At 61.1% G+C, this 21,836-nt stretch carries 22 protein-coding genes; 7 read left to right on the top strand and 15 right to left on the bottom strand.

The window, feature by feature from the left end; all coding sequences use genetic code 11:
- Positions 1-2 precede the first annotated feature (2 nt).
- Both ACU0FH_RS19685 and ACU0FH_RS19680 read right to left on the bottom strand, forming a co-directional pair.
- Positions 3-809, bottom strand: a complete 807-nt coding sequence (locus ACU0FH_RS19685) for a class I SAM-dependent methyltransferase (protein ID WP_446196429.1) — start codon at positions 807-809, stop codon at positions 3-5.
- A gap of 198 nt (positions 810-1,007) precedes the next feature.
- Entirely contained in the window at positions 1,008-2,561 is a 1,554-nt protein-coding gene (locus tag ACU0FH_RS19680) for a bifunctional metallophosphatase/5'-nucleotidase (RefSeq protein ID WP_446196993.1), read from the bottom strand.
- Between the two features lie 186 nt (positions 2,562-2,747).
- Between ACU0FH_RS19680 and ACU0FH_RS19675 the strand changes: the two genes are divergently transcribed.
- From ACU0FH_RS19675 to ACU0FH_RS19650, 6 genes are all read left to right on the top strand, one after another.
- Positions 2,748-3,086, top strand: a complete 339-nt coding sequence (locus tag ACU0FH_RS19675; RefSeq protein ID WP_446196992.1) for a DUF952 domain-containing protein — start codon at positions 2,748-2,750, stop codon at positions 3,084-3,086.
- Complete coding sequence (locus ACU0FH_RS19670; protein WP_446196428.1) at positions 3,083-4,141, top strand: quinone-dependent dihydroorotate dehydrogenase; 1,059 nt, start codon at positions 3,083-3,085, stop codon at positions 4,139-4,141. Before ACU0FH_RS19675 ends, ACU0FH_RS19670 begins: the two co-directional genes overlap by 4 nt.
- On the top strand, positions 4,138-4,482 hold the full coding sequence (gene arsC / locus ACU0FH_RS19665; RefSeq protein WP_446196427.1) for an arsenate reductase (glutaredoxin): 345 nt from the start codon (positions 4,138-4,140) through the stop codon (positions 4,480-4,482). Before ACU0FH_RS19670 ends, arsC begins: the two co-directional genes overlap by 4 nt.
- A gap of 62 nt (positions 4,483-4,544) precedes the next feature.
- On the top strand, positions 4,545-5,555 hold the full coding sequence (locus tag ACU0FH_RS19660; RefSeq protein WP_446196426.1) for an LLM class flavin-dependent oxidoreductase: 1,011 nt from the start codon (positions 4,545-4,547) through the stop codon (positions 5,553-5,555).
- 11 nt (positions 5,556-5,566) lie between these two features.
- A complete protein-coding gene (locus tag ACU0FH_RS19655) occupies positions 5,567-6,352 on the top strand; it encodes an SDR family NAD(P)-dependent oxidoreductase (protein WP_446196425.1) in 786 nt (261 codons plus the stop codon).
- Between the two features lie 161 nt (positions 6,353-6,513).
- The gene (locus tag ACU0FH_RS19650) at positions 6,514-7,284 is read left to right on the top strand and encodes a Stf0 family sulfotransferase (RefSeq protein WP_446196424.1); all 771 of its coding nucleotides are present in this window, start codon (positions 6,514-6,516) and stop codon (positions 7,282-7,284) included.
- 103 nt (positions 7,285-7,387) lie between these two features.
- On the opposite strand, the gene ACU0FH_RS19645 is transcribed toward ACU0FH_RS19650, so the two are convergent.
- The 12 genes from ACU0FH_RS19645 to ACU0FH_RS19590 form a co-directional block, all read right to left on the bottom strand.
- A complete protein-coding gene (locus ACU0FH_RS19645) occupies positions 7,388-8,929 on the bottom strand; it encodes an acetolactate synthase large subunit (RefSeq protein ID WP_446196423.1) in 1,542 nt (513 codons plus the stop codon).
- 34 nt (positions 8,930-8,963) lie between these two features.
- Positions 8,964-9,893, bottom strand: a complete 930-nt coding sequence (locus ACU0FH_RS19640) for a 3-hydroxyacyl-CoA dehydrogenase NAD-binding domain-containing protein (RefSeq protein WP_446196422.1) — start codon at positions 9,891-9,893, stop codon at positions 8,964-8,966.
- The gene (locus tag ACU0FH_RS19635) at positions 9,890-11,452 is read right to left on the bottom strand and encodes a class I adenylate-forming enzyme family protein (RefSeq protein ID WP_446196421.1); all 1,563 of its coding nucleotides are present in this window, start codon (positions 11,450-11,452) and stop codon (positions 9,890-9,892) included. The genes ACU0FH_RS19640 and ACU0FH_RS19635 overlap by 4 nt, the downstream gene beginning before the upstream one ends.
- An 89-nt stretch (positions 11,453-11,541) precedes the next feature.
- A complete protein-coding gene (locus tag ACU0FH_RS19630; protein WP_446196420.1) occupies positions 11,542-12,162 on the bottom strand; it encodes a glutathione S-transferase family protein in 621 nt (206 codons plus the stop codon).
- 168 nt (positions 12,163-12,330) lie between these two features.
- Positions 12,331-13,476 carry an iron-containing alcohol dehydrogenase gene (locus tag ACU0FH_RS19625; RefSeq protein ID WP_446196419.1) on the bottom strand — a complete coding sequence of 382 codons (1,146 nt, stop codon included), beginning with the start codon at positions 13,474-13,476 and terminating at the stop codon, positions 12,331-12,333.
- Positions 13,473-14,855: an aldehyde dehydrogenase family protein gene (locus ACU0FH_RS19620; protein ID WP_446196418.1), complete on the bottom strand. Its 1,383-nt coding sequence runs from the start codon at positions 14,853-14,855 to the stop codon at positions 13,473-13,475. The genes ACU0FH_RS19625 and ACU0FH_RS19620 overlap by 4 nt, the downstream gene beginning before the upstream one ends.
- Entirely contained in the window at positions 14,848-15,216 is a 369-nt protein-coding gene (locus ACU0FH_RS19615) for a VOC family protein (RefSeq protein ID WP_446196417.1), read from the bottom strand. The genes ACU0FH_RS19620 and ACU0FH_RS19615 overlap by 8 nt, the downstream gene beginning before the upstream one ends.
- Before the next feature lie 4 nt (positions 15,217-15,220).
- Positions 15,221-16,585: a glutamine synthetase family protein gene (locus ACU0FH_RS19610; RefSeq protein ID WP_446196416.1), complete on the bottom strand. Its 1,365-nt coding sequence runs from the start codon at positions 16,583-16,585 to the stop codon at positions 15,221-15,223.
- A 79-nt stretch (positions 16,586-16,664) separates the two neighbouring features.
- Positions 16,665-17,696, bottom strand: a complete 1,032-nt coding sequence (locus ACU0FH_RS19605) for a TRAP transporter substrate-binding protein (RefSeq protein ID WP_446196415.1) — start codon at positions 17,694-17,696, stop codon at positions 16,665-16,667.
- A gap of 51 nt (positions 17,697-17,747) precedes the next feature.
- Positions 17,748-19,070, bottom strand: coding sequence for a TRAP transporter large permease (locus tag ACU0FH_RS19600; protein WP_446196414.1), 1,323 nt, complete (start codon positions 19,068-19,070; stop codon positions 17,748-17,750).
- A complete protein-coding gene (locus tag ACU0FH_RS19595) occupies positions 19,070-19,666 on the bottom strand; it encodes a TRAP transporter small permease subunit (RefSeq protein ID WP_446196413.1) in 597 nt (198 codons plus the stop codon). Before ACU0FH_RS19595 ends, ACU0FH_RS19600 begins: the two co-directional genes overlap by 1 nt.
- Positions 19,666-20,430, bottom strand: coding sequence for an N-formylglutamate amidohydrolase (locus ACU0FH_RS19590; protein WP_446196412.1), 765 nt, complete (start codon positions 20,428-20,430; stop codon positions 19,666-19,668). Before ACU0FH_RS19590 ends, ACU0FH_RS19595 begins: the two co-directional genes overlap by 1 nt.
- Positions 20,431-20,563: 133 nt before the next feature.
- Between ACU0FH_RS19590 and ACU0FH_RS19585 the strand changes: the two genes are divergently transcribed.
- Positions 20,564-21,427: a MurR/RpiR family transcriptional regulator gene (locus tag ACU0FH_RS19585; RefSeq protein ID WP_446196411.1), complete on the top strand. Its 864-nt coding sequence runs from the start codon at positions 20,564-20,566 to the stop codon at positions 21,425-21,427.
- A gap of 4 nt (positions 21,428-21,431) precedes the next feature.
- Here the strand turns inward: ACU0FH_RS19585 and ACU0FH_RS19580 are convergent, their stop codons facing one another.
- Positions 21,432-21,830, bottom strand: coding sequence for a Na+/H+ antiporter subunit G (locus ACU0FH_RS19580; RefSeq protein WP_446196410.1), 399 nt, complete (start codon positions 21,828-21,830; stop codon positions 21,432-21,434).
- Positions 21,831-21,836: the final 6 nt, after the last annotated feature.

The raw sequence follows: 21,836 nt of genomic DNA, 5'->3' as shown, positions 1-21,836 counted from the left end.
GGTTACGCCTCAATGGTGCTGACCGCGAACAACGCGGGTGCCTCAAAGGATACGCTCCCGTCGGCCCCAACATAGCCTGCCAGCCGCTCTCGTGCTTTTTCCTTAAGCGTCACCATCATCGGCGCGTCCACCATGCCTGCCAGAGTCCAGCCGCCGATTTCCGTGTCAAGCCAATCATTTAACGAGGCATGCCGGACCATCCCGACCTTTCGGGAAATCTGCACATGCGGCAGCCCGCCCTTGTCGAGCACTTCTTCGAACGCCTCGCCCTCGCCAAGACAAAACGGCGCCTTGAGCGCCTCGGCCCCGTCATTGCCGACCACTTCACCTACCAACGGGATCAGGTCGCAATAGCCCGGGGATTTCTCCCACGCCTCGAATACGGTGACGGCAACCTTTCCGCCCGGCTTGCAGACCCGCGCCATTTCGGTCAGCGCCCGGGGCCGGTCGGCAAAGAACATCAGCCCAAACTGGCACAGCACCGCGTCGAACTGCCCGTCGTCAAAGGGCAGGTTTTCGGCCGCTGCGGGTATGAAATCGACTTCGCGGGCATATCGGCGCGCGACCGTCAGCATGCCCTCGTTGATGTCGACAGCCGTCACGCGGGCACCCGTGGCCGCCGCGACACGCGCGACCACGCCCGTACCTGTCGCAACATCCAGCACCTTGTCGCCCGGACCGGCACCGGACAGCTCCACCAGCCATGGCGCGAACTGGCCAAACAGCGCAGGAACAAAGAAGCTTTCATAAACAGCGGCGGCCTCGGCAGTGATCTGACCTGCGGCGGCCTTTTCCATTTGCTCAGCCATGACAGTTCCTCCCTCACTGCTGACGCGAGGACAGTATAGCACAAAAAGCGCTCGATTTCCGTGGAGAGGACAAGCCCCTGCGTTTTCACGGATCGTAGACGAGCGGCAGGATCAGACAGCAAGCATCCGGCGCGTTCAAAACGAAAACGGAGGCCGAAGCCCCCGTTCCCGTTGTCTTCTCCAGCAGAACGTCAGCAGTTATTTCACCGCGATGCGCCCGTCCGTATAGGGCTTGTAGGGCGCTTTCTCGGCCAGATACTCCGCCGTCACATCCGCAAGATCCGGCCCGAAGTCATAGGCGTTCTGAGCGTCCGTGAACATCTTGTAACCGTCGCCACCGCCGCGCACGTAGTTGTTCGACACGACTCCATAGAGCTTGTCCATCTCGACCGGCGCGCCGCCGATCATGACGTCGCTGACACGCTCGCCCGCAGGCTTGGACGCGTCAAAGGCATAGGTCATGCCGGCGACCTGCGCGAAACGTCCCGCGCCCTCCTCGATCTGGCTCACGCCGTTTTCCAGCGCCTCGACAAGCGTCGCGCCGGTGACCTGAAAGGTCGACAGCGTGTTCTGGAAGGGCAGCACGGTCAGCACTTCGCCCATCGTGACCTCGCCCGCGTCGATGCTGGCCCGGATACCGCCGCCGTTCTGGATCGCGACGTCGATGCCCTGATCCTTGACCCGGTCGAGCATCGCATCCGCGATCAGGTTACCCATTGTGCATTCTTGGCTGCGGCAGGTTTCACGATCACCGCCGATGGCCTCGTCCGTCTGGGCGACCACCTTGTTGCGGATCTCGTCCAGCGGTTTGGCCGCCTCGACGATCCGGGAAACGGTCGCCTCGTCCTCGACCACGGCGGCATCCATCAGAAGCGGCGCGCCGCTTGCTTCGATCACCTTGCCATCGTCGTCAAAGGTAACGTTCAGCTCGCCGAGAAACTTGCCGTAGGCATAGGCCGAAACGATCGCCGTATCGCCCACCATTGTCGGATAAGGCCCTTCCGCGCTTTCCATATCGCCCAAGAGCGTATTGGTATGCCCGCCCACGATCACATCGACACCGGTGGTTTGCTCGGCCAGTTCCAGATCAACCCCATAACCGGAATGCGACAGCACAATGATCTTGTTCACGCCCATCTCGGTCAGCTTGTCGACCTCGCCCTGCACCGCGTCGGCGGGGACGGTAAAGATGACGTTCGGGCCGGGGCTTGCAAGTTCATCCGTATCCTGCGGAGTCAGGCCGATCAGGCCGATCTTTTCGCCGTTCTTTTCGATCACGGTGGATTTCTTGAGCACATCGGCCAGCAGCGGCTCACCACTGACATCGGCGTTGCTCATGAGGATGGGAAATTCGAGCGCGTCCATGAATCCGCGCAGTACTTCGGGCCCATCGTCGAATTCGTGGTTGCCCACGGTCATCGCGTCATAGCCCATCTTGTTCATCATTTCGGCGGCCAGTTTGCCCTTGTAATAGGTATAAAACAGCGTGCCTTGGAACTGGTCGCCGCCGTCAACTAGCAGAGAATTGTCGAGCCGCGCACGGGCATCGCGGATTGCGCTCATCAGGCGGGCAGAACCGCCGAAACACTTGCCTTCTGTGTTGTCCTCGGCAGAGCAGCCGCTGTCGTACTTGTTGATGGGTTCGAACCGGGCATGGAAATCGTTGGTATGCAGGATCGTCAGGGAATAGTCGGCGGCAGCCGCACCGGCACTTAGGCCAAGCGCCGCAGCAGACATCAGGAATCGGTTCATCATTATTACTCTCCCGGTTGGTTATGCACGAATGGTGCGCCATTTCCGCTGGCCCTGTCAAAGCTCTCATGCGGCTTGTCGCAGGGGCAATTCGCACCGCGCGCCAATCCCTCTCCCGAGACGCCTTTTACATGGGCAGAAGCGCGCACTCTTGACCGGATCGTCAAAGACCGGCATCTGCAAACCATGCTGATCTACAAGATATTCCGCTCCCCCGAATGGGAGGCGCTGGTTGCCGATGGGTCCACGCTGGGCGCGCCGATCGACATCGACGACGGGTTTGTTCATTTCTCGACCGCCGAACAGGCTGCCGAGACCGCCGCGAAACATTTCGCCGGGGTCGACGGGCTGGTTCTGCTGGCAGTCGAGGCAGACTCGCTTGGCGATGCGCTGAAATGGGAACCTTCGCGCGGTGGCGCCCTGTTTCCGCATCTCTACCGCCCGTTGCGGATCGACGATGTGAGCTGGCACAAGCCGCTACCGCTGGTTGATGGTGTACACCTGTTCCCGGAGGACATGGCGTGAGCCTGATCGAGCGTCTTGGCCTTGCCTTCATGCACCGGATCGATCCGGAAACAGCACATGGGCTGGCCGTTCGCGCACTGCAAAGCGGGCTGACGCGCAAGCCGGGACCGGTCACGTCCGAGCGCTTGCGCTGCACTCTTGCCGGGATCGACCTGCCCAATCCGGTCGGCCTCGCGGCTGGGTTCGACAAGAACGCCACCGTTATCGCGCCGCTGTCACAGTCAGGTTTCGGCTTTATCGAGGTCGGCGCCGCCACGCCGCGTCCGCAGCCCGGCAACCCCAAGCCACGCCTCTTCCGGCTGAGCGAGGACCGCGCCGCGATCAATCGCTTCGGGTTCAACAATGACGGGATGGAAGCCATCGGCGCGCGCCTTGCGGGCCGACCGAAGGATGCTGTGATCGGTCTGAACCTTGGCGCGAACAAGGACAGCGCGGATCGCGCGGGCGATTTCGCCACCGTGCTGCGCCATTGCGGGGCGCATCTTGATTTCGCCACGGTCAATGTCTCCTCCCCCAACACTGAAAAGCTGCGCGATCTTCAGGGAAAGGCGGCGCTGACCGCCCTGCTGAACGGTGTAATGGAGGCGCGTGCCGAGCTGTCACGGCCCATACCAGTGTTCCTCAAGATCGCCCCGGATCTTGAAACGAACGAATTGCAGGACATTGCCGAGGTCGCCCGCGACACCGGGATCGACGCGATCATCGCAACCAACACGACCCTGTCGCGGGAAGGTCTGAAAAGCGCCCATGCGGGCGAGACCGGGGGACTTTCCGGCGCGCCCCTGTTCGAGAAATCGACCCGCGTTCTGGCGCAGCTATCCCAGATGACGGACGGGACCATTCCGCTGATCGGCGTCGGCGGCATCGGCTCGGCCGAGCAGGCGTATGCCAAGATCTGTGCCGGGGCGTCGGCAGTACAGGTCTATACGGCGCTGGTCTATCACGGTCTGGCACTGGTGGGCGAAATCGCAACAGGTCTCGACCGCCTGCTGGCGCGGGATGGCTTCGCAAACGTGGCCGATTCGGTCGGCAGCAAAAGGAATGATTGGCTATGATCACCTACTGGCACAACCCGCGCTGCTCCAAATCCCGTCAAGGGCTGGCGCTGCTTGAGGAGAAAGGCGCGGAATTCACCGTGCGAAAATACCTTGAGGACGCGCCCGACTTGGCCGAGATCACCGCCGCGTGGGAAGCGCTTGGCAAACCACCGGTCGCCGACATGATGCGCACGGGCGAAAAAGTGTTTCGCGAAGAGGGCCTGTCCAAAGGGGACGACAACGGCAAGCTGCTGGCAGCGATGGCCGCGCATCCGATCCTGATCGAGCGTCCCTTGGCGATCAAGGAAGGCCGCGCCGTCATCGGTCGCCCGCCCGAGGCGCTGCTCGAGTTGCTTTGAACGCGGCCCCTTTTACCACGCTTTCCGGGACATTAGGTTAATGCCAACAAGGAGAGCCTCCCATGACCCGATTTTCCGTACTCGATCTGTCGCCCATCGTCGAAGGCAGCACCGCCGCCGACTCTCTCGCCAGCACGCTAAAGCTGGCGCAGCATGCCGAAGCGCTTGGTTTCACGCGGTTCTGGCTGGCCGAGCATCACAACATGCCCGGCATCGCCTCGGCGGCGACCTCTGTGGTGATCGGCCATGTGCTGGGCGGCACCAATACGATCCGCGTCGGCTCGGGCGGGGTGATGCTGCCAAATCACGCACCGCTGGTCATTGCCGAGCAGTTCGGCACCCTTGCGACGCTCTACCCCGACCGCGTCGATCTGGGGCTCGGTCGCGCGCCCGGCACCGATGGCAAGACCGCATGGGCGCTCCGCCGCAACATGAACCAAAGCGACGAGTTCCCGCGCGATGTGGTCGAGCTGATGGGATATCTCGGCGACAAGGCGCCGGGGCAGCCAATCATGGCCGTACCGGGCGTGGGCACCAAGGTGCCGGTCTATATCCTCGGCTCAAGCCTTTACGGCGCTGAACTGGCAGCGCAGCTTGGCCTGCCCTATGCCTTCGCCTCGCATTTCGCTCCCGCCGCGCTGGATCAGGCGGTGGCGATCTATCGCGATCACTTCAAGCCGTCGGCCATGCTCGACAAGCCCTATTTCATCCTTGCCGCCAATGTCTTTGGGGCCGAGGATGACGAAACAGGCGCCTATCTAAAGACCTCGATGCAGCTGGCCTTTGTTCGGTTGCGCACCGGCCAACCCGGCCCCCTGCCGCGCCCGGTGCGCGACATCAACGAACATGTCGATCCGGCGATGGTGCGGATGGTCGATCAGGCGCTGAGTGTCTCGGTCACCGGCGCGCCGGAAACTGTTGAAAAAGGCATTAGTGACCTGATCAACCGCTACGCCCCCGATGAGATCATGTTCAATGGCCAAATTCACGACCAGCAGGCCCGGTTGCGTTCATTTGAAATTGCCGCCAAAGCGATGCAATCATTGAATGCCCGCCAGCAAGCGGCGGAATAGGGAGGAATTACATGACGAAACCTGCGTTTGACCTGACCGGCAAGGTGGCTCTTGTCACGGGCGGCAATGGCGGAATCGGCCTTGGCATGGCCGATGCGATGGCCGCCGCCGGGGCCAGCATTGCGATCTGGGGCACCAATGCGGACAAGAACGCCGCGGCGATAGAGCAGCTTCGCGGGCATGGTGTCGAGGCCGAAGCCTTTGTCTGCAACGTGGCCGACCGGGACGAGGTCGATGCGCAGATGGCCGCGACGCTTGGCCGTTTTGGCCGGATCGATGGATGTTTCGCCAATGCGGGCGTCTCGGGGCGCGGGGCGCGGTCCTTCCTGGAAATCACGCCCGAGGAATGGAAGCGGGTGCTTTCGGTCAATCTCGACGGCGTCTATCACACCTATCAGGCCGTGCTGCGCCACATGGTCGAACGGTCCGAAGAGGGTGATACCGGCGGGCGTCTGGTCGCCATGTCGAGCCTTGCCTCGGTTTCCGGCGCGGCGCGCAGCGAGCATTACGCGGCCTCCAAGGGGGCGCTGAACGCGATGACCTATGCGCTGGCGGTGGAATTCGCACGCTACGGGATCACCGCGAACGCGATCCTGCCGGGCTGGATCGCAACCGACATGACGCAGGACGCGATGGCGAACCAGAAATTCGCCGAGAACGCGGGCAAGCGTATCCCTGCCCGCCGCTGGGGCGCGCCCGAAGATTTCGGCGGCATCGCCTGCTATCTTCTGTCGGATGCCTCGGCCTATCACACCGGTCAGCTATTGCAGATCGACGGTGGCTACTGGCGGTTCTAAGCGCCAAGTTCTCAAACATGACGATGGCCGCGCCGCACCCACGGGCGCGGCCATTTTCTTTTGAGAACACGAGGTCCATCGATCCCTGCTGCGACATGTTTCAAGTGGACAGGATCGGGCCATGTTTCTAGCGTCGCCGCACCTCCTTCCGGGATCGAAACATGACTAAACCATTGCAATACGACAGCTATATCATCTGCGGCACGCCACGGACCGGCAGCACGATGCTCTGTAACCTGCTTGCCGCAACCGGCATCGCGGGTGATCCGGATTCGTTTTTTATGCGCGATGTCGACGCGGTCTGGGCCAGCGAATGGGGCCTTCCCAGGCGTGAGGGGATGACGCATCAGGCGTATTGCGCCGCCTTCCTGAAAGCAGCGATAGCCTCTGGCAAAGCGCAGACCAGGATATTCGGCCTGCGTCTCATGCGTGAAAATCTCGGCGATCTGAGGGCGATGATCGACGCGGCCTACCCGGGCCTTCCCGATGACAAATCACGCCTACAGGCGGCATTCGGCAGAACGCTCTGCATTCATCTGCTGCGCGGCGATAAACTTGCCCAGGCCGTGTCCATGGTAAAGGCAGAACAGACCGGCCTGTGGCACATCGCGTCGGATGGAAAAGAGCTGGAGAGGCTCGCGCCGCCGCAGCCGCCCAGATACGATTTCGACCGGATTGCCGCCAAACTGGACACGTTGACCGCTTTCGACACCGCTTGGCTTGACTGGTTCAAAGCGGAAAATATCGCGCCGCTGATGATCGAGTATGAGACCTTGTCGGCAAATCCGTCGCAAATAATCAACCGGATCATACAGGAACTGGGATTTGACGAGGATGTCTTTGTCCCGGCTGATCCCGGTGTCGGCAGGTTATCAGATGAGACTAGCCGGGAATGGATCCGCCGTTTTCGCGCAGAACCCGGACAGAGATAGCGGCCGGCAACCCGCACGTGGTTGTTCACCGGCCGCGTCATTCATCCGGTCAGGACGCGCGCCGCAGAGGGCGCATGTCCGTGGTTTCGGTACCCAGCGCCGATTAGATCACGACTTCGATCAGGTACGGACCCTTGGTTTCCAGCCCGTGTTCGATGGCGCGGGTCAGGTCATCGGCCTGTTCGACCCGCACGCCGTCGACCCCCATGCCCTTGGCCATCGACACCCAGTCAAGTGCAGGACGGTCGAGAGAGAGCATGTCCACCGCCCGCGGACCGGGGTTCTGGACGCCGACATTTGTCAGTTCGCCGCGCAGGATCTGGTAGCTGCCGTTCGACATGATCAGCACGGTGATATCGAGCTCTTCGCGCGCCATTGTCCAGAGCGACTGCACCGTGTACATGGCGCTGCCGTCCCCGACCAAAGCCATAACCTTACGATCCGGGCAAGCCACCGCGCAGCCGATGGATACCGGCAGGCTATAGCCAATGGAACCGCCGCAATTGTTGATCCATGTGTGCGGCGGTGTCCCTGCGGTATCCGGGAAAAACGCGCGGCCCGTGGTCAGGGATTCATCGACGACGATAGCGTCTTGCGGGATCGTGGCGGCCAGCGCCTGCGCGATGGTGTCCGGGTTGTTCTTGCCGGTCGGCATGTCGACTTCCTTGCGCTCGGCAAGAACCGGTTCGCAACCGTCTGCGCCGGTCGCGCTCACCAGCGCGTCGAGCACCGCGTCGAGATCACCGCTGGCCCCGGCCAGTTCGACAATCTCACAGCCTTCACGGGTCAAGACGGCAGGCTTGCCGGGATAGGCGAAGAAGCCGATGGGCGCCCGTGCGCCAACGAGAACAACCTTTTTATACGGCTCGAGTTCTTTGAGCGCGATGTCGATGGGATAAGGCACGCGGTTGATAACAACCCTCCCCGCGCCGCGTTCAAGCCGCTGGTTCGACCATTCCGACAAAAGCTTGCAGCCGGTTTTCACCGCGATCTTGCCCGCCAGTTCGAGGTTCTCCGCGCTCAGCGCCTCGCCACCCAGCAAGAGCAGCGTATCCTCGCCATCCAGCGCCTTTGCGGCCTTTTCGAGCATGGCCGGGTCCATCGGGTCTCGCGCCGGCGGTTCACCGGCAACATGCACCTCGCCACCCTCGTTCCACGCGGTATCGCTCGGCAGGATCAGAGTCGCGATCTGCCCGGCCCCGGTCCGCGCCGCCTGAACCGCATCGGCCCCGGCCTTGCCCACGTCCTCGGCGCGCTCGGAGGTATGAACCCAATGCGACACCGGACGCGCCAGCCCCTGAATATCAGACATCAGCGGCGCATCGAGCTTGCGGTGCGTTTCGGCATGTTCGCCGACGATGTTCACAACGGAGGAGTTCGCCTTTTTCGTGTTGTGCAGGTTGGCGATGCCATTGGCCAGACCCGGCCCGAGGTGCAGCAGCGTACAGGCCGGTTTCCGCGCCATCCGGTAATAGCCATCGGCGGCCCCTGTCGCAACGCCTTCAAAGAGCGCCAGCACCGAGCGCATCCCCGCCACATGGTCAAGCGCGGCCACAAAGTGCATCTCGGAGGTGCCGGGGTTGGTAAAGCAGGTATCTACTCCGCTATCCACCAGACTTCGCACAAGGCTTTCGGCTCCGTTCATTTCTTTTCCTTTCAAGTTCAATATGCTGCGCAGATCACAATCCGTGATCCCGCTTTATCCCTGCCAGCGCGACCAGCGCTGCATCGCGCCGGTGGACCAGCGTGTCGCGGTCCTGCCCGGCCAGTTCCCTTTCGACCCCGGCGATCAGTTTTTCCTGCAATTCAGGCGTCAGCGCGCTTTGGCCAAGCTCGCCCCAGCGGACCTCTTGCGTGGGTCCGAGATGTTCAAGGTAATGGCGATAGCCCCCCGCCCCGCCACCGAGATGATAGAGAAGATGCGGCCCCATCAGCGCCCAGCGCATTCCCGGCCCATAAGCGATTGCCTTGTCGATATCTTCGACATCCGCGATGCCTTCGGCAACCATATGCACCGCTTCGCGGTAAAGCGCCGAGGTCAGACGATTGGCAAGATGGCCCGCCACCTCTTTCTTGACGCGGATCGGCACGCGGTTCAGCGCGCGATAGATCGCTTCGGCGCGGTCAACCACGGCGGGAGAGGTCGCCTGACCGGCGACAAGTTCGACCATGGGCACCATGTGTGGCGGGTTCATCGGGTGGGCAACAAGGATACGTCCGGGATGCTGCGCGCCTGCCTGAATATCGCTGGCCTTCAGCGAAGAGGTGCTCGACGCGATGATCACCTCGGGCCCGATGTGTTTTTCCAGTTCGGCGACGAGATCCTTTTTAACCGCGATCCGGTCCGGCGCGTTTTCCTGAATGAATTCTGCTTCACCCAAGGCGCTGATGTCTGGAGAAACGATCACCGGCCCCCATGTATCCGTCTCGGTCAGCCCAAGCGCCCGCAGATTGGGCCATGCCTCGGCCAGAAAGGTAGAGAGTTCAGCCGCCGCTTCGTTGCGCGGATCGACAACGATCACCTTGGCGCCATGGGCAAGGAACAGGCTTGCCCAGCTCATCCCGATCAGACCGCCGCCGAGAACACCGAAAACGGGCAGATCGGTCATGCTGATTCCCAGTAGGGAACGCGCAGGTCTTTCTTGAGGATTTTCCCGATCGAGCTGCGCGGCAGTTCCTCGCGGATCTCGACGGCTGACAGCCGCTGGCTCTTGCCGAGATTGTCATTCGCGGCTTTGCAGATCTCTTCTGCGCTGCGCTTCGCGCCGTTTCGCAGGACCACCAGCCCAAGAGGCGTTTCGCCCCATGCCTCGGACGGGATTCCGATCACCGCCGCGTCGATCACATCCGGATCGTTCAACAGGACAAGTTCCAGATCATTGGCATAAATATTCAGCCCGCCGGAAATGATCATGTCCTTCTTGCGGTCGGACAGGACCAGAAAGCCGTCCTCATCAAAGCTGCCCATGTCGCCGGAGCGGAAATAAATATCGCCCGCCGCGTCGCGCCAGATGTAATCTTCGGTCAGGTCCTCGCGCCCGTAATACCCGGCCATCATGGTCGGCGACCGGCCGCAGATTTCACCCACCTGCCCGGGCGCGACTTCGCGTCCTTCGGTATCGATCAGCTTGATCACGCAGTTCGGCGCGGGCTTGCCCACTGTATGCAGCTTGTCCGGCGTCTCATCGGCGATGAGAACCGTCACGCCACCACCCTCGGTCAGCCCGTAATATTCGCAGAGCTTGCCTGGAAAGCGTTTCAGCACGTCGGCTTTTACATCTGCCCGCAGCGGGGCCGAGGTCGAGAATTTCACCCTCATTGTGGAAAGGTCGAAATCATCGAAATCAGGAACATCCATGATGCGTTTGTACTGGACGGGGACCAGCATCGTATGCGTGATCTTTTCCCTTGCGACCAGCTCAAGGTAGCCACGCGCGTCGAATTTCGGCATCAGGACCACGGTCGAGCCGCCCACCAGCGTCGGCAGGAACGCCACGATGGTCGTGTTGGAATAGAGCGGCGTCGACAGCAGCGTGCGCGCGTTCTGGTCGTAGCCATTGGCGCTGACGCGGTCCATCTGCGCCGCCCGCATCCAGTGGTTATGGAGGATGCCCTTGGGCGTGCCTGTCGTCCCCGAGGAATAGATCAGGTTCACCGCATCGGTCATCTCGATCGGTATCATCGGATCGGTGACCGGGGCCTTTTCCAGCATATCCTCGTAATCGGCAAAGCCCGAGGCATCGAAATCGATTGCGACCTTCTCGGCACTCAGCCGGTCAAGGAAGGGCGCGGCAAGATCGCGGTACTGGTTGGCGAGAAAGAGCATCCGCGCCCCGCAATCGGCCAGCATCTTTTCCAGAGCGTCAGGCGATGCCATCGTCGAAAGCGGCGTGATACAGGCGCCCGCCCGGATGATCCCCATGAACAGCTCGGCATAGGCGATGGAATTCGGGGAGAGCACGGCAACATTGTCGCCCTTCCCGACGCCACGCGCGATCAGCGCATTCGCGACCCGGTTGATGCGCGTCTCGAAATCGCCCCAGTTCAGCCGTTCGTCGCCGCAGATCAGCGCCTCTTGGTCAGGGTTCTTTCGGGCGCTGGCACGTACCATGTCCACCACCGTCAGTTTCGGCGGCGTTTCTGGCATCGGAGGAGTTATGTCGATCATTTTTCGCTATTCGGTTTTGAATTCCACTTTCGCGTGACCTTAGGGCAAGCCTTTGGAAACACAAGTCACCTGGTCGGACAATCCGACCGTCAAGCAAACCGATAGGTGCCGCCCCGCTCAAGCGCGCGCTGCCATGCGGGGCGTTCGTGCACGGCCTGAACAAAGGCGGCGAGTTTCGGGTAGCGTTTGCCGCCATCCTGTTTCACGGCAATCTCCGCAGGGAAGCTCAGCATAATATCGGCGGCTGAAAGGTCATCGAGCACGAAATGGCCCGAGGGGCGCAGCATGTGTTCCATGTACTGGAAATGGCTGTCGAGCTGCTGCTCGATGCGCGGTTTGAGCGGTTCGCCTGCCGAACCCAACCTGCCGGTATACAGTTGCAGCAGGATCGGCGTCATCGCAGAGCCTTCGGCAAAATGCATCAGCTCCATATGGGTGATCGCTTCGTCGCTGCCCTTGCGCGGCAACAGGTGCCGGCCAAACTGGTTGCAGACATATTCGACGATGGCTCCGCTTTCGGCGATTTTGCGCCCGTTCTCTTCCAGCACCGGCGATTTCCCCAGCGGATGAACCGAGGCCAGCTCGGACGGCGCGAGATTCGTCACCGGGTCGCGTTCGTAGCGGCGCAGTTGATACTCGATTTCCAGCTCTTCCAGCAGCCACAGGATTCGCTGGGATCTGGAATTGTTCAGGTGGTGAACGATGAACATGTACTTCTCCCCTAGTCGGGGCAGAGAGTGGTCGCCCGCAGCCGGAATGGCAAGGGAAGACGGGACCGGAATGTTACCTGAAAGCAGCGTCCTGTGCGGACGTCCCGTCCGGAAATCAAAAAGGGCGCCCTGTGACGGACGCCCTTCGATTGATCACCTGATGTCGCCTCAGAGAGCGGCCTGGAAAAGCGCCAGCGTGTTCTCGGAGGTCATCTTGACCGGATTTCCGCCGACACTCGGATCTTCAAGCGCCATCGCGGTGAGTTCCTCAAGACGGTCGTCGCCGACGCCGAGATCGCGCAAGCTGTTCGGAATGCCCAGTTCTTCGCGCAGCGCCATGACGCGGTCGTAAAAACCGGTGTAGCCGCCAGAGATGCCCATATAAGCCGCTGCTTGTGCCAAGCGCGATTCGACCTCGGGGCGGTTAAAATCAAGCACCGCAGGCATCACCACCGCGTTGGTCGTGCCGTGGTGCGTGTTATAGACCGCGCCAATCGGGTGGCTCAGCGCATGGATCGCGCCAAGGCCCTTTTGAAAGGCCGTCGCGCCCATGGCTGCCGCGCTCATCATATGCGCGCGTGCCTCAAGGTCAGAACCATCCGCAAAGGCGCGTGGCAGGTATTCATTCACCAGACGCAGACCTTCCAGCGCGATGCCCTGGCTCATCGGGTGGTAATGGGGCGAGCAGAAAGCTTCGAGACAATGGGCGAAAGCGTCCATACCGGTGCCTGCCGTGATCATCTTGGGCATGCCCACGGTCAATTCCGGGTCGCAGATCACGACCTGCGGCAGCACCTTGGGGTGGAAGATGATCTTTTTCACATGGGTTTCGGAGTTAGTGATGACGCTGGCGCGGCCCACTTCGGAACCGGTGCCCGCCGTGGTCGGCACGGCGATGATCGGTGCGATCCCAGCCGGATCGGCGCGGGTCCACCAGTCGCCGATATCCTCGAAATCCCAGACCGGGCGCGACTGGCCGGACATGAAAGCCACCATCTTGCCCAGATCGAGACCCGAGCCGCCGCCAAAAGCGATGACCCCGTCGTGATCGCCGTCACGATAGACCTTGAGCCCGGCGGCGAGGTTGATTTCATTCGGATTGGGATCGACCTCGGAGAAGATCGCGCGGCCCAGCCCCGCCCCTTCAAGGATGTCGAGCGCCTGAAGGGTGATCGGCAGGGAGGCAAGCCCCTTGTCTGTCACCAACAGCGGCTTGTTCATCCCGCAGGCGACACAGGCTTCGGCCAGTTCCGCGATGCGCCCCGCGCCAAACTTGATTGCGGTCGGATAGGACCAGTTACCGGTCAGGTTCATTTCGTCACCTTTTTCAGATGGTAGGATTTGGGTCGGGTCAGGTTGTGATAGCCAATTTCGGAGAGCGATCCGCCCTTGCCGGTGCTCTTGCAACCGGTCCAGCAAAGCGCCGGGTCAAGGTAATCGGCGCGGTTCATGAAAACGGTGCCGGTTTCGAGCTCTGCGCCCAGCGCCTCGGCGCGTTCCACGTCCTGCGTCCAGAGCGAGGCGGTGAGGCCAAACTCGCTATCGTTCATCAATTCAAGCGCCTCGGCATCGGATTTGACCGGCATGATGCCGACGACCGGGCCAAAGCTTTCTTCGCGCATCACCCGCATGGAATGATCCACATTGGTGAGGATCTGCGGGGTCAGGTAGGCGCCGCCATCGTCACCGGCCATGGTTTCGATATGCGCCTTGGCCCCGGCCTTGATCGCCTCCTCGGTCTGGGCGCGCACCAGTTCGGCAAAGCGCACGTGCGCCATCGGACCGATGTCAGTTGTCTTTTCAAGCGGGTTGCCAAGCGTATAGCCATTCACAATTTCAAGCGCGCGGCCGAGGAAATCATCGAACAGGTTTTCATGCACATAGATCCGTTCGATGCCACAGCAGCACTGGCCCGAGTTGAACATGGCCCCGTCGATCAGCGTATCGACCGCCGCCTGCACATCGGCGTCTTCCATGACATAGCCGGGATCCTTGCCGCCAAGCTCAAGCCCGACGCCGGTAAAGGTGCCAGCCGCCGCGCGTTCGATTGTCTGCCCTGCCCCGACCGAGCCGGTGAAGTTGACGAAGCCAAAGGATTTCGCCGCGATCAGGTCTGAGGTAGTTGAATGGTCAAGGAATACGTTCTGGAACACGTCCTCGGGCACGCCCGCCTCGTGGAACGCCCGCGCCATGCGTTCGCCAACCAGCAGCGTCTGGGTCGCGTGTTTCAACAACACGGTGTTGCCCGCGATCAGCGCGGGGGCGACGCCGTTGATCGCTGTCATATAGGGATAGTTCCACGGCGCGATGATCAGCACTACACCATGCGGTTCGCGTTTGATCAGGCGGCGGAAAGCGGCGCTGTCCTCGATCTCGATCGGAGCGAGGCCCTTCTCGGCGATCTCGGCCATGTAGGAGGCACGTTCGTTGAAACCACCGAATTCGCCGCCGTAGCGCACGGGGCGTCCCATCATATGAGCCAGTTCCGGCACAATCTCGTCATTCATCTCGCCAATGCGGGCGACACCTTTCATCACGAGGTCGATGCGCTCCTGGATCGGGCGCGCCGCCCAGTCCTTTTGGGCGCGCCGCGCTCGGGCAACGCCGTTTTGCGCGTCAGCGCCGGAAAGGACCGCGCGTTCGGCATAGACCGACCCGTCGATGGGCGAGATACATTTGATGGTACTAGTCATAGCTACTGACCTCTATAAGGTTGCCGTCAGGATCGTTGAAATAGACCGAGGTGATCGGACCGCGCGCCCCGGTCTTGGTAACCGGTCCTTCCAGGACCGCTACGTCATGCCGGGCGAGATGTTCAAGCAGCTTCTCCGCAGCCCAATCCGTAATCAGGCAGACATCCCCCGAACCGATGCAGGCATGGTTTCGTGTTTCCTGACCAAGTGTTTGAAGGTTGATTTTCTGATTGCCGAAATGCAGGGCTTTACGCCCCTGTGCAAAGGTTTGGACCCTCATACCAAGCACCGTTTCATAAAATGCAACCGACGTTTCGATATCCCGCACCGTCAGCACGAGATGGTCAATCTGCGTTATCATCGGATCAGGCCCTTTCGAACCCGCGCGCGATTTCCCAATCGGTCACCGCAGAATCAAAGCTTTCCTGCTCCCATTCCGCAGCCCGCGTATAGTGTCGGATCACCTCTTCGCCAAACGCTTCCTTGAGCATGGACGAACCGGCCATCGCCATCGTCGCCGCGATCAGCGAAGTCGGGATTTCCTCGGCCTTGCCTTCATAGGCGTCGCCGGTCAGCGGCTCACCCGGATCGAGCTTTTCCTCGATTCCGCGAATGCCTGCCGCAAACAACGCGGCCATTGCCAGATAGGGGTTCATGTCCGATCCCGGCACCCGGCATTCGATCCGCACGGCGGGTGAACTGTCGCCGCAAAGGCGGAAGGCAGCGGTGCGGTTGTCGACGGACCAGACCCGCCGCGTCGGGGCAAAACTGCCTTTTTGAAAGCGTTTGTAGCTGTTGACATAGGGCGCAAGGAACCACGTCACATCGCCCGCATAGGCCAGCAGACCGCCAAGGAAGTGCCGCGCCAGTTCCGACATACCCAGATCAGCATCCTTGTCGTAAAAGACCGAATTGCCATCCTTGTCCCGCAAAGACATGTGGATATGCGCCGCCGAACCGACCCGGTCGGGTCGCCATTTAGGCAGGAAGCTGACCGCGTGCCCCTGGTGCCAGCCGATTTCCTTGGCTGCGTGCTTGGCAATCGTGTGGTGATCGGCGGTTTCCATCGCGCCGCCATAGCGGATGTTAAGTTCTTCCTGACCGGCCTCGGCCTCGCCCTTGGAGCCTTCGACCGGGATGGCGGAATTGTAGAGCCCGTTGCGCAGGGTGCGCATCACGTTCTCTTCCTTGGTGGTCTGAAGGATCGAGTAATCCTCGTTATAGCCCGAGATCGGTTCGAGGTTGCGATACTGGTTCTTGCGCAGCGCATCAAAGCTTTGCTCGAAGATGAAAAATTCCAGTTCGGTCGCGGTGATCGGCGAATACCCCATGTCAGCCAGCCGCGCGATCTGCGCCTTGAGCAGCGCACGCGGTGAATGGGCAATCGGCGCGTGGCCGTGGTGATCCATGATGTCCGAAAGCACCATCGCAGTGCCTTCCAGCCACGCGACCCGGCGCAGGGTGCTGAGGTCGGGCTTCATCGTGTAATCGCCATAACCGCGTTCCCAGCTTGTCGATTCATAGCCATCCACCGTCCACATCTCAAGATCGGTGGCGAGCAGGTAGTTGCAGCAATGGGTCTCTTCCCATGCGCTGTCGCAGAAATGCGCGGCGTGGAATCGTTTGCCCATCAGGCGGCCCTGCATGTCGATGACGCAGACCAGAACGGTATCGATCTCGCCCGTCTGGCTCAGGGCGCGCAATTCATCAAGTGTCAGCTGTCCGGGCATTTCCAAAATCCTCTTGTCAATAAAGCCCCGGCCATTAGCCGGGACTTCTGTTCGTTAAGACGGGGTATTACCCTGGCGCTTAGCCGTAGCGATAAGGACGGCCAGCCGCGCGCATTTCGGCGTTGTACTTCTTGAAGATTTCGACAACCTTCGCCTTGGTTTCGGATTCCGCGGCGATTTCGTCCCAGAAGGCCGAAGCGGCATTTTCAACCTGTTCCCATTCCTCGTCGGGGATGGTGGTCAGTTCCATCTTGGTGCCGTTGACACGCAGGTCGGCCTCACCGCCCCAGTACCAGTACTGGCGATAGTAATGGCTGTCCGCACAGCAGACTTCGAACAGGGTCTTGAGATCGTCGGGCAGTTCGTTCCAGCGCTCCATATTGGCAAAGAAGTGGCCGATCCAGGCGCCCGAGATGTTGTTGGTCAGGAAGTAGTTGGTCACATCCGCCCAGCCGACGGTGTAATCCTCGGTGATGCCGGACCATGCCACACCGTCGAGTTCGCCAGTCTGAACCGCAACCTCGATGTCTTCCCACGGCAGCGTGACAGGCACGACGCCGAACTGGCTGAGGAAGCGGCCAGCGGTCGGGAAGGTAAAGATGCGCTTGCCCTTGAGGTCGGCCAGCGAGTTGATCGGATCCTTGGTTGCGAAGTGGCAGGGGTCCCAGGACCCGGCGCTGACATGCTTGACGCCGACTTTCTCGTACTCCGCCTTCCAGATCTCATCGAGACCGTAGCGTTCGAACAGCACCGGCACGTCCAGCGAATAGCGCGAACCGAAGGGGAAGTAGCCGCCGAAAACGGTGACTTCGGTCGGCGACGCCATGGAGTCATCGTCGGACTGAACCGCGTCGATCGTGCCACGCTGCAGGGCCTGGAACAGTTCGCCCGTAGGGACAAGCTGGTCGGCGTAATAGACTTCGATTTCCATCCGGTCGCCGGCGATCTGGTTGAACTTCTTGATCGCCGGGTCCAGCACGTGCTCGGCCAGCGCGGCACCGGCATAGGTCTGCAGACGCCAGGTGATCTTGCTTTGCGCAATCGCGGGCGCAGCCAGCGCAGCGGCCGGAGCGGCAGCGGCGGTGGTCAGGAACTTACGTCTTGTTGTCATCTTCACTCTCTCCTTGTGGATATGATTGCCCCGTTGGCGGGGTTCTTGAGGTTAATTTCCGTATACGTAGTTGGGCAGCCACAGCGCGATCTGCGGAAAGGCCATGACCAGCACCAGCGCCAGCACCATGACCAGCACAAAGGGCACGATAGACCGATAGATGTCCTTCAGCCCGATCTCGGCCGGGGCCATCGCGCGCATCAGGAACAGGTTATAGCCGAAAGGCGGGGTCATATAGGCGATCTGCGTCGTGATCGTATAAAGCACGCCATACCAGACCAGATCAAAGCCAAGCGCCTGAACAAGCGGCACATATAGCGGCGCCACGATCACCAGCATGGCCGTGTCGTCCAGAAAGGTGCCCATCAGGATAAAGCTGAGCTGCATCAGGATCAGGATCATCCAGGGCGACAGGCCAAGCTGTTCAGTGAACAGGGATTCGATGGCCCGCACCGCGCCCAACCCGTCGAACACCGCCCCAAAGCCCAGCGCGGCAAGGATGATCCACATGAACATGCAGGAGATACCCAGCGTGTTGCGCACCGAATTCTCAAACACCTCGCGCGTCATCCGCCCCTTGAACACCGCCGCCAGAAAAGCGGCCAGCGCCCCAACCGCCGAGCTTTCGACGAGAGACGTCCAGCCGTTCACGAAGGGGATCATCATGACGGCAAAGATCCAAATCGGCAGCAGCCCCGCGCGCAGAAGGCGCAGCTTTTCGCTGCGGCTGACATCGCGATCATCGGCGGGCATGGCCGGGCCAAGCTCGGGCTGAATACGGCAGCGGATCACCACGTAGAGGATGAACATCGCGGCCATCATCAGGCCGGGCACCGCGCCTGCCAGCCAGAGCTGCCCCACCGGCGCCCGCGCGATCATTGCGTAAAGGACCAGAACGACCGAGGGCGGCACAAGGATACCAAGGCTCGACCCCGCCTGAATGACGCCAGTCACCATGCGTTTGTCATAGCCGCGCTTGAGCAGCTCGGGCAGCGCGATGGTGGCCCCGATAGCCATGCCGGCCACCGACAGACCGTTCATCGCCGACACCAGCACCATCAGCAGGATCGTCCCGATCGCCAGCCCGCCCCGTAGCGGCCCCATCCAGACGTGGAACATGCGGTAAAGGTCGTCGGCGATCTTGGATTCCGACAGCACGTATCCCATGAAGATGAACATGGGCAGGGTCAGCAGCGGATACCACTTCATCAGCTTCATTGCCGAGGAAAACCCAATGTCCGACCCGCCCGGCCCCCACATCAGCACCGCCGCCGCGACGCCGACAAAGCCGATGGCCCCGAACACGCGCTGCCCGGTAAAGAGCATCAGCATCATGGTCGAGAACATGAGGATGGCGATCATTTCATAGGACATCAGACCGTCACCCCGCGAATGGTGGCAACGTCCTTGAGAAACTCGGAGACCGCTTGCAGCAACATGCAGAGAAAGCCAAAGATCATGATCACCTTGATGGGCCAGAGATAGGGTCGCCATGCGGTCGGGCTGCGTTCGAGATAGCCCATCTTTTCTGCCGCGCCGTCCGTACCGCCGGTAACAAAGGCGACCAGCAGCTCCCAGAAGAACTTGAACGGTTCCTGTCCGAAATAGCCAAGGCTATAGGCGGTCGAACTGACCGCGCCCATGATAAGGATCACGAGGAAGAACAGCAGGAAGAAGACGGTAAAGGCATCGACCCACGCCTTTTGCCGGGCCGTCCATTCGCCATAAAACAGGTCCATCCGCACGTTCGCACCAAGCTGGATCGAATAGGGTCCGCCCAGCACGTAATAGGCCACCATCGCGAACTGCGCCATTTCCAGCGTCCAGAGCGAGGGGTTGAAAAACGTCTTGGACACCGACGACCAGAGCAGGATGCCCATGATCACGAAGATGCCGTACATCACCATACGGCCGATACCTCGATTGAACCCGTCCACGAAGCGGATATAGCCAAGCAGGATTTTGGGCATCAGCTCTGCCCCCAGTCGCGCACGTCGGGGCGCGACATGACCCGGCCCAAAGCGCCGGAGAGCAAACCGCCCATGCGCACGACAAGCTCGGGCCGGTTCAGCAGGTCGTTGCGGATTTCTAGCATGACATTGGCAATACCGCGCGACATCGCGTGACGCTTGAGCGAATGGGTGACACCATCCTGCGGGCCATAGGGCTGGTTGCGTTCCACCTTGTGCGGCGCGCCTTCCAGCTCTTCAAGCAGCGCATCGGCAAGGCGCGTATCCTCATCATGCAGGATACCGATTTCCACGTCGCGCTGTGCTCCGAAATAGACCGGAGTAAAGCTGTGCACCGTCACGACCAGCGCGGGCTGCACATCCTGAAGCGCCTTGTCCATCGCGGCGCAGAAAGGATCATAGATGCGCGACACCCGCTCGGCTTTTGCCTCGTCAGTAAGCCCCATATTACCGGGGATCTCATATATCTCGCTCTTGGCCGGGATCGCATCCGGCGCCTCGGGCGGGCGGTTGCAATCGTAAAGCAGGCGTGAGACCTGACCGAAAACCAATGGCGCCTGAAGCGCCGCCGCAAGCTGGCGGGACAACGCAAGCGCGCCCGGATCCCAGGCGACGTGGCTTCGACGAACCTCTTGGCTCAGACCAAGGTAGCCGAATTCTTCGGGGAAATCACAGGAAGCATGTTCACAGACAAGCAGAACCGGCGCTGGCGCGGCGGCTCCCTCAAAGGTCGCGGCGGCAATGGCAGTCTGATCTTGTGGCATCTGTCCCCCTTACGTGGGTAAGGTTTCGCCAGCCATGGCAGCCGAGTCAATGATATTTCTGAAACTTTTTCTTCTTTCTCTCAGGCAATGAAACTATGATTACAAAATCGACAGGATGGCAAGGACCGCAGGTTTGGACGACACCGCCCAGCAACGGCTGAAGAAAGTGCATGACACGCTGACCCGTGCCGAGCGGCAGCTTGCCGGAGCCATCCTTGAAAACTATCCCATGTCGGGGCTTGGTTCGATCACGCGGCTTGCCGAAAAGGCCGAGGTTTCAACCCCCACCGTGGTGCGGATGGTGCAAAAGCTGGGCTACAGCGGCTTTCCCGAATTTCAGGCCGCATTGCGCGAAGAGCTCGAAGCGCAGATCTCGAACCCGATCGACAAGCGCGACAGCTGGTCGAACACCGCGCCGCAGGAACATCTGCTGAACCGCTTTACCGACGCGGTGATCGGCAACATCCGCCAGACCCTTGCCCATATCGACCCGGCGGATTTCGACGCGGTCGCCGCCCTGCTGGCGGATGAGGCGCAGTCGGTCTTTATCGCCGGGGGCCGCATCACCCATGCCCTGTCGGAATATCTGCACCTGCACCTTCAGGTGATCCGGGGCCGCGTCCAGCATATCCCGACCACCTCTAACGCATGGCCGCATGCGCTGCTCGACATTGAACCGGGCGATGTGGTGGTGATCTACGATATCCGACGTTACGAGAATTCGACGCTGAAACTGGCCGAGATGGCCGCTGCACGTGGCGCTCGCACGGTTCTGGTCACCGACCAGTGGCAATCTCCGATCAGCCGCTTCGCGTCCTATTCTTTCTCCTGCCGGATCGAAGCGCCTTCGGCATGGGATTCCACCGTGGCGATGATGCTGCTGTCGGAAACGCTCATCGCCGCCGTGCAGGAAGCGGCATGGGAACGAACCCGCGACCGGATGGGCGCGCTCGAGGAAATGTTCGACGAAACGCGGATCTTCCGCAAGTTCGTCTGAGCGCCTATTCGTCCTGTCCGTATTCGGCTTCGTCAATGATCTGGCGCGACGTCCGTTCGTCCAGAACCGCCCAGCAGGTATCCTTGCCGGGACGCGGCAGAACTTCTTGCTCGCTGTGGCGATGGATATGCGCCTTGGCAAGGAACAGCGCCGTCACCGGGGCGGTCAGGAAAAGGAACAGGGTGATCAGCAGTTCATGCACCGACACATACCCCTCAAGCACAAAGGAGTGGATCAGCGAGGCGATCAGCACGCCCCCTACCCCAAGGGTCGTGGCCTTGGTCGGGGCATGTAGTCTCGACATCGGATCACGCAGCTTAATCAGTCCGAAAGAGCCCACCAGACCAAAGCAGCCGCCGACCACCAGAAAGATCGCTGTCAGGATATCGCCTATCTCGCCCATCTGGTC

The sequence above is a fragment of the Heliomarina sp. genome (assembly GCF_052826185.1).
This window is presented reverse-complemented; position numbering and strand designations above follow the sequence as displayed.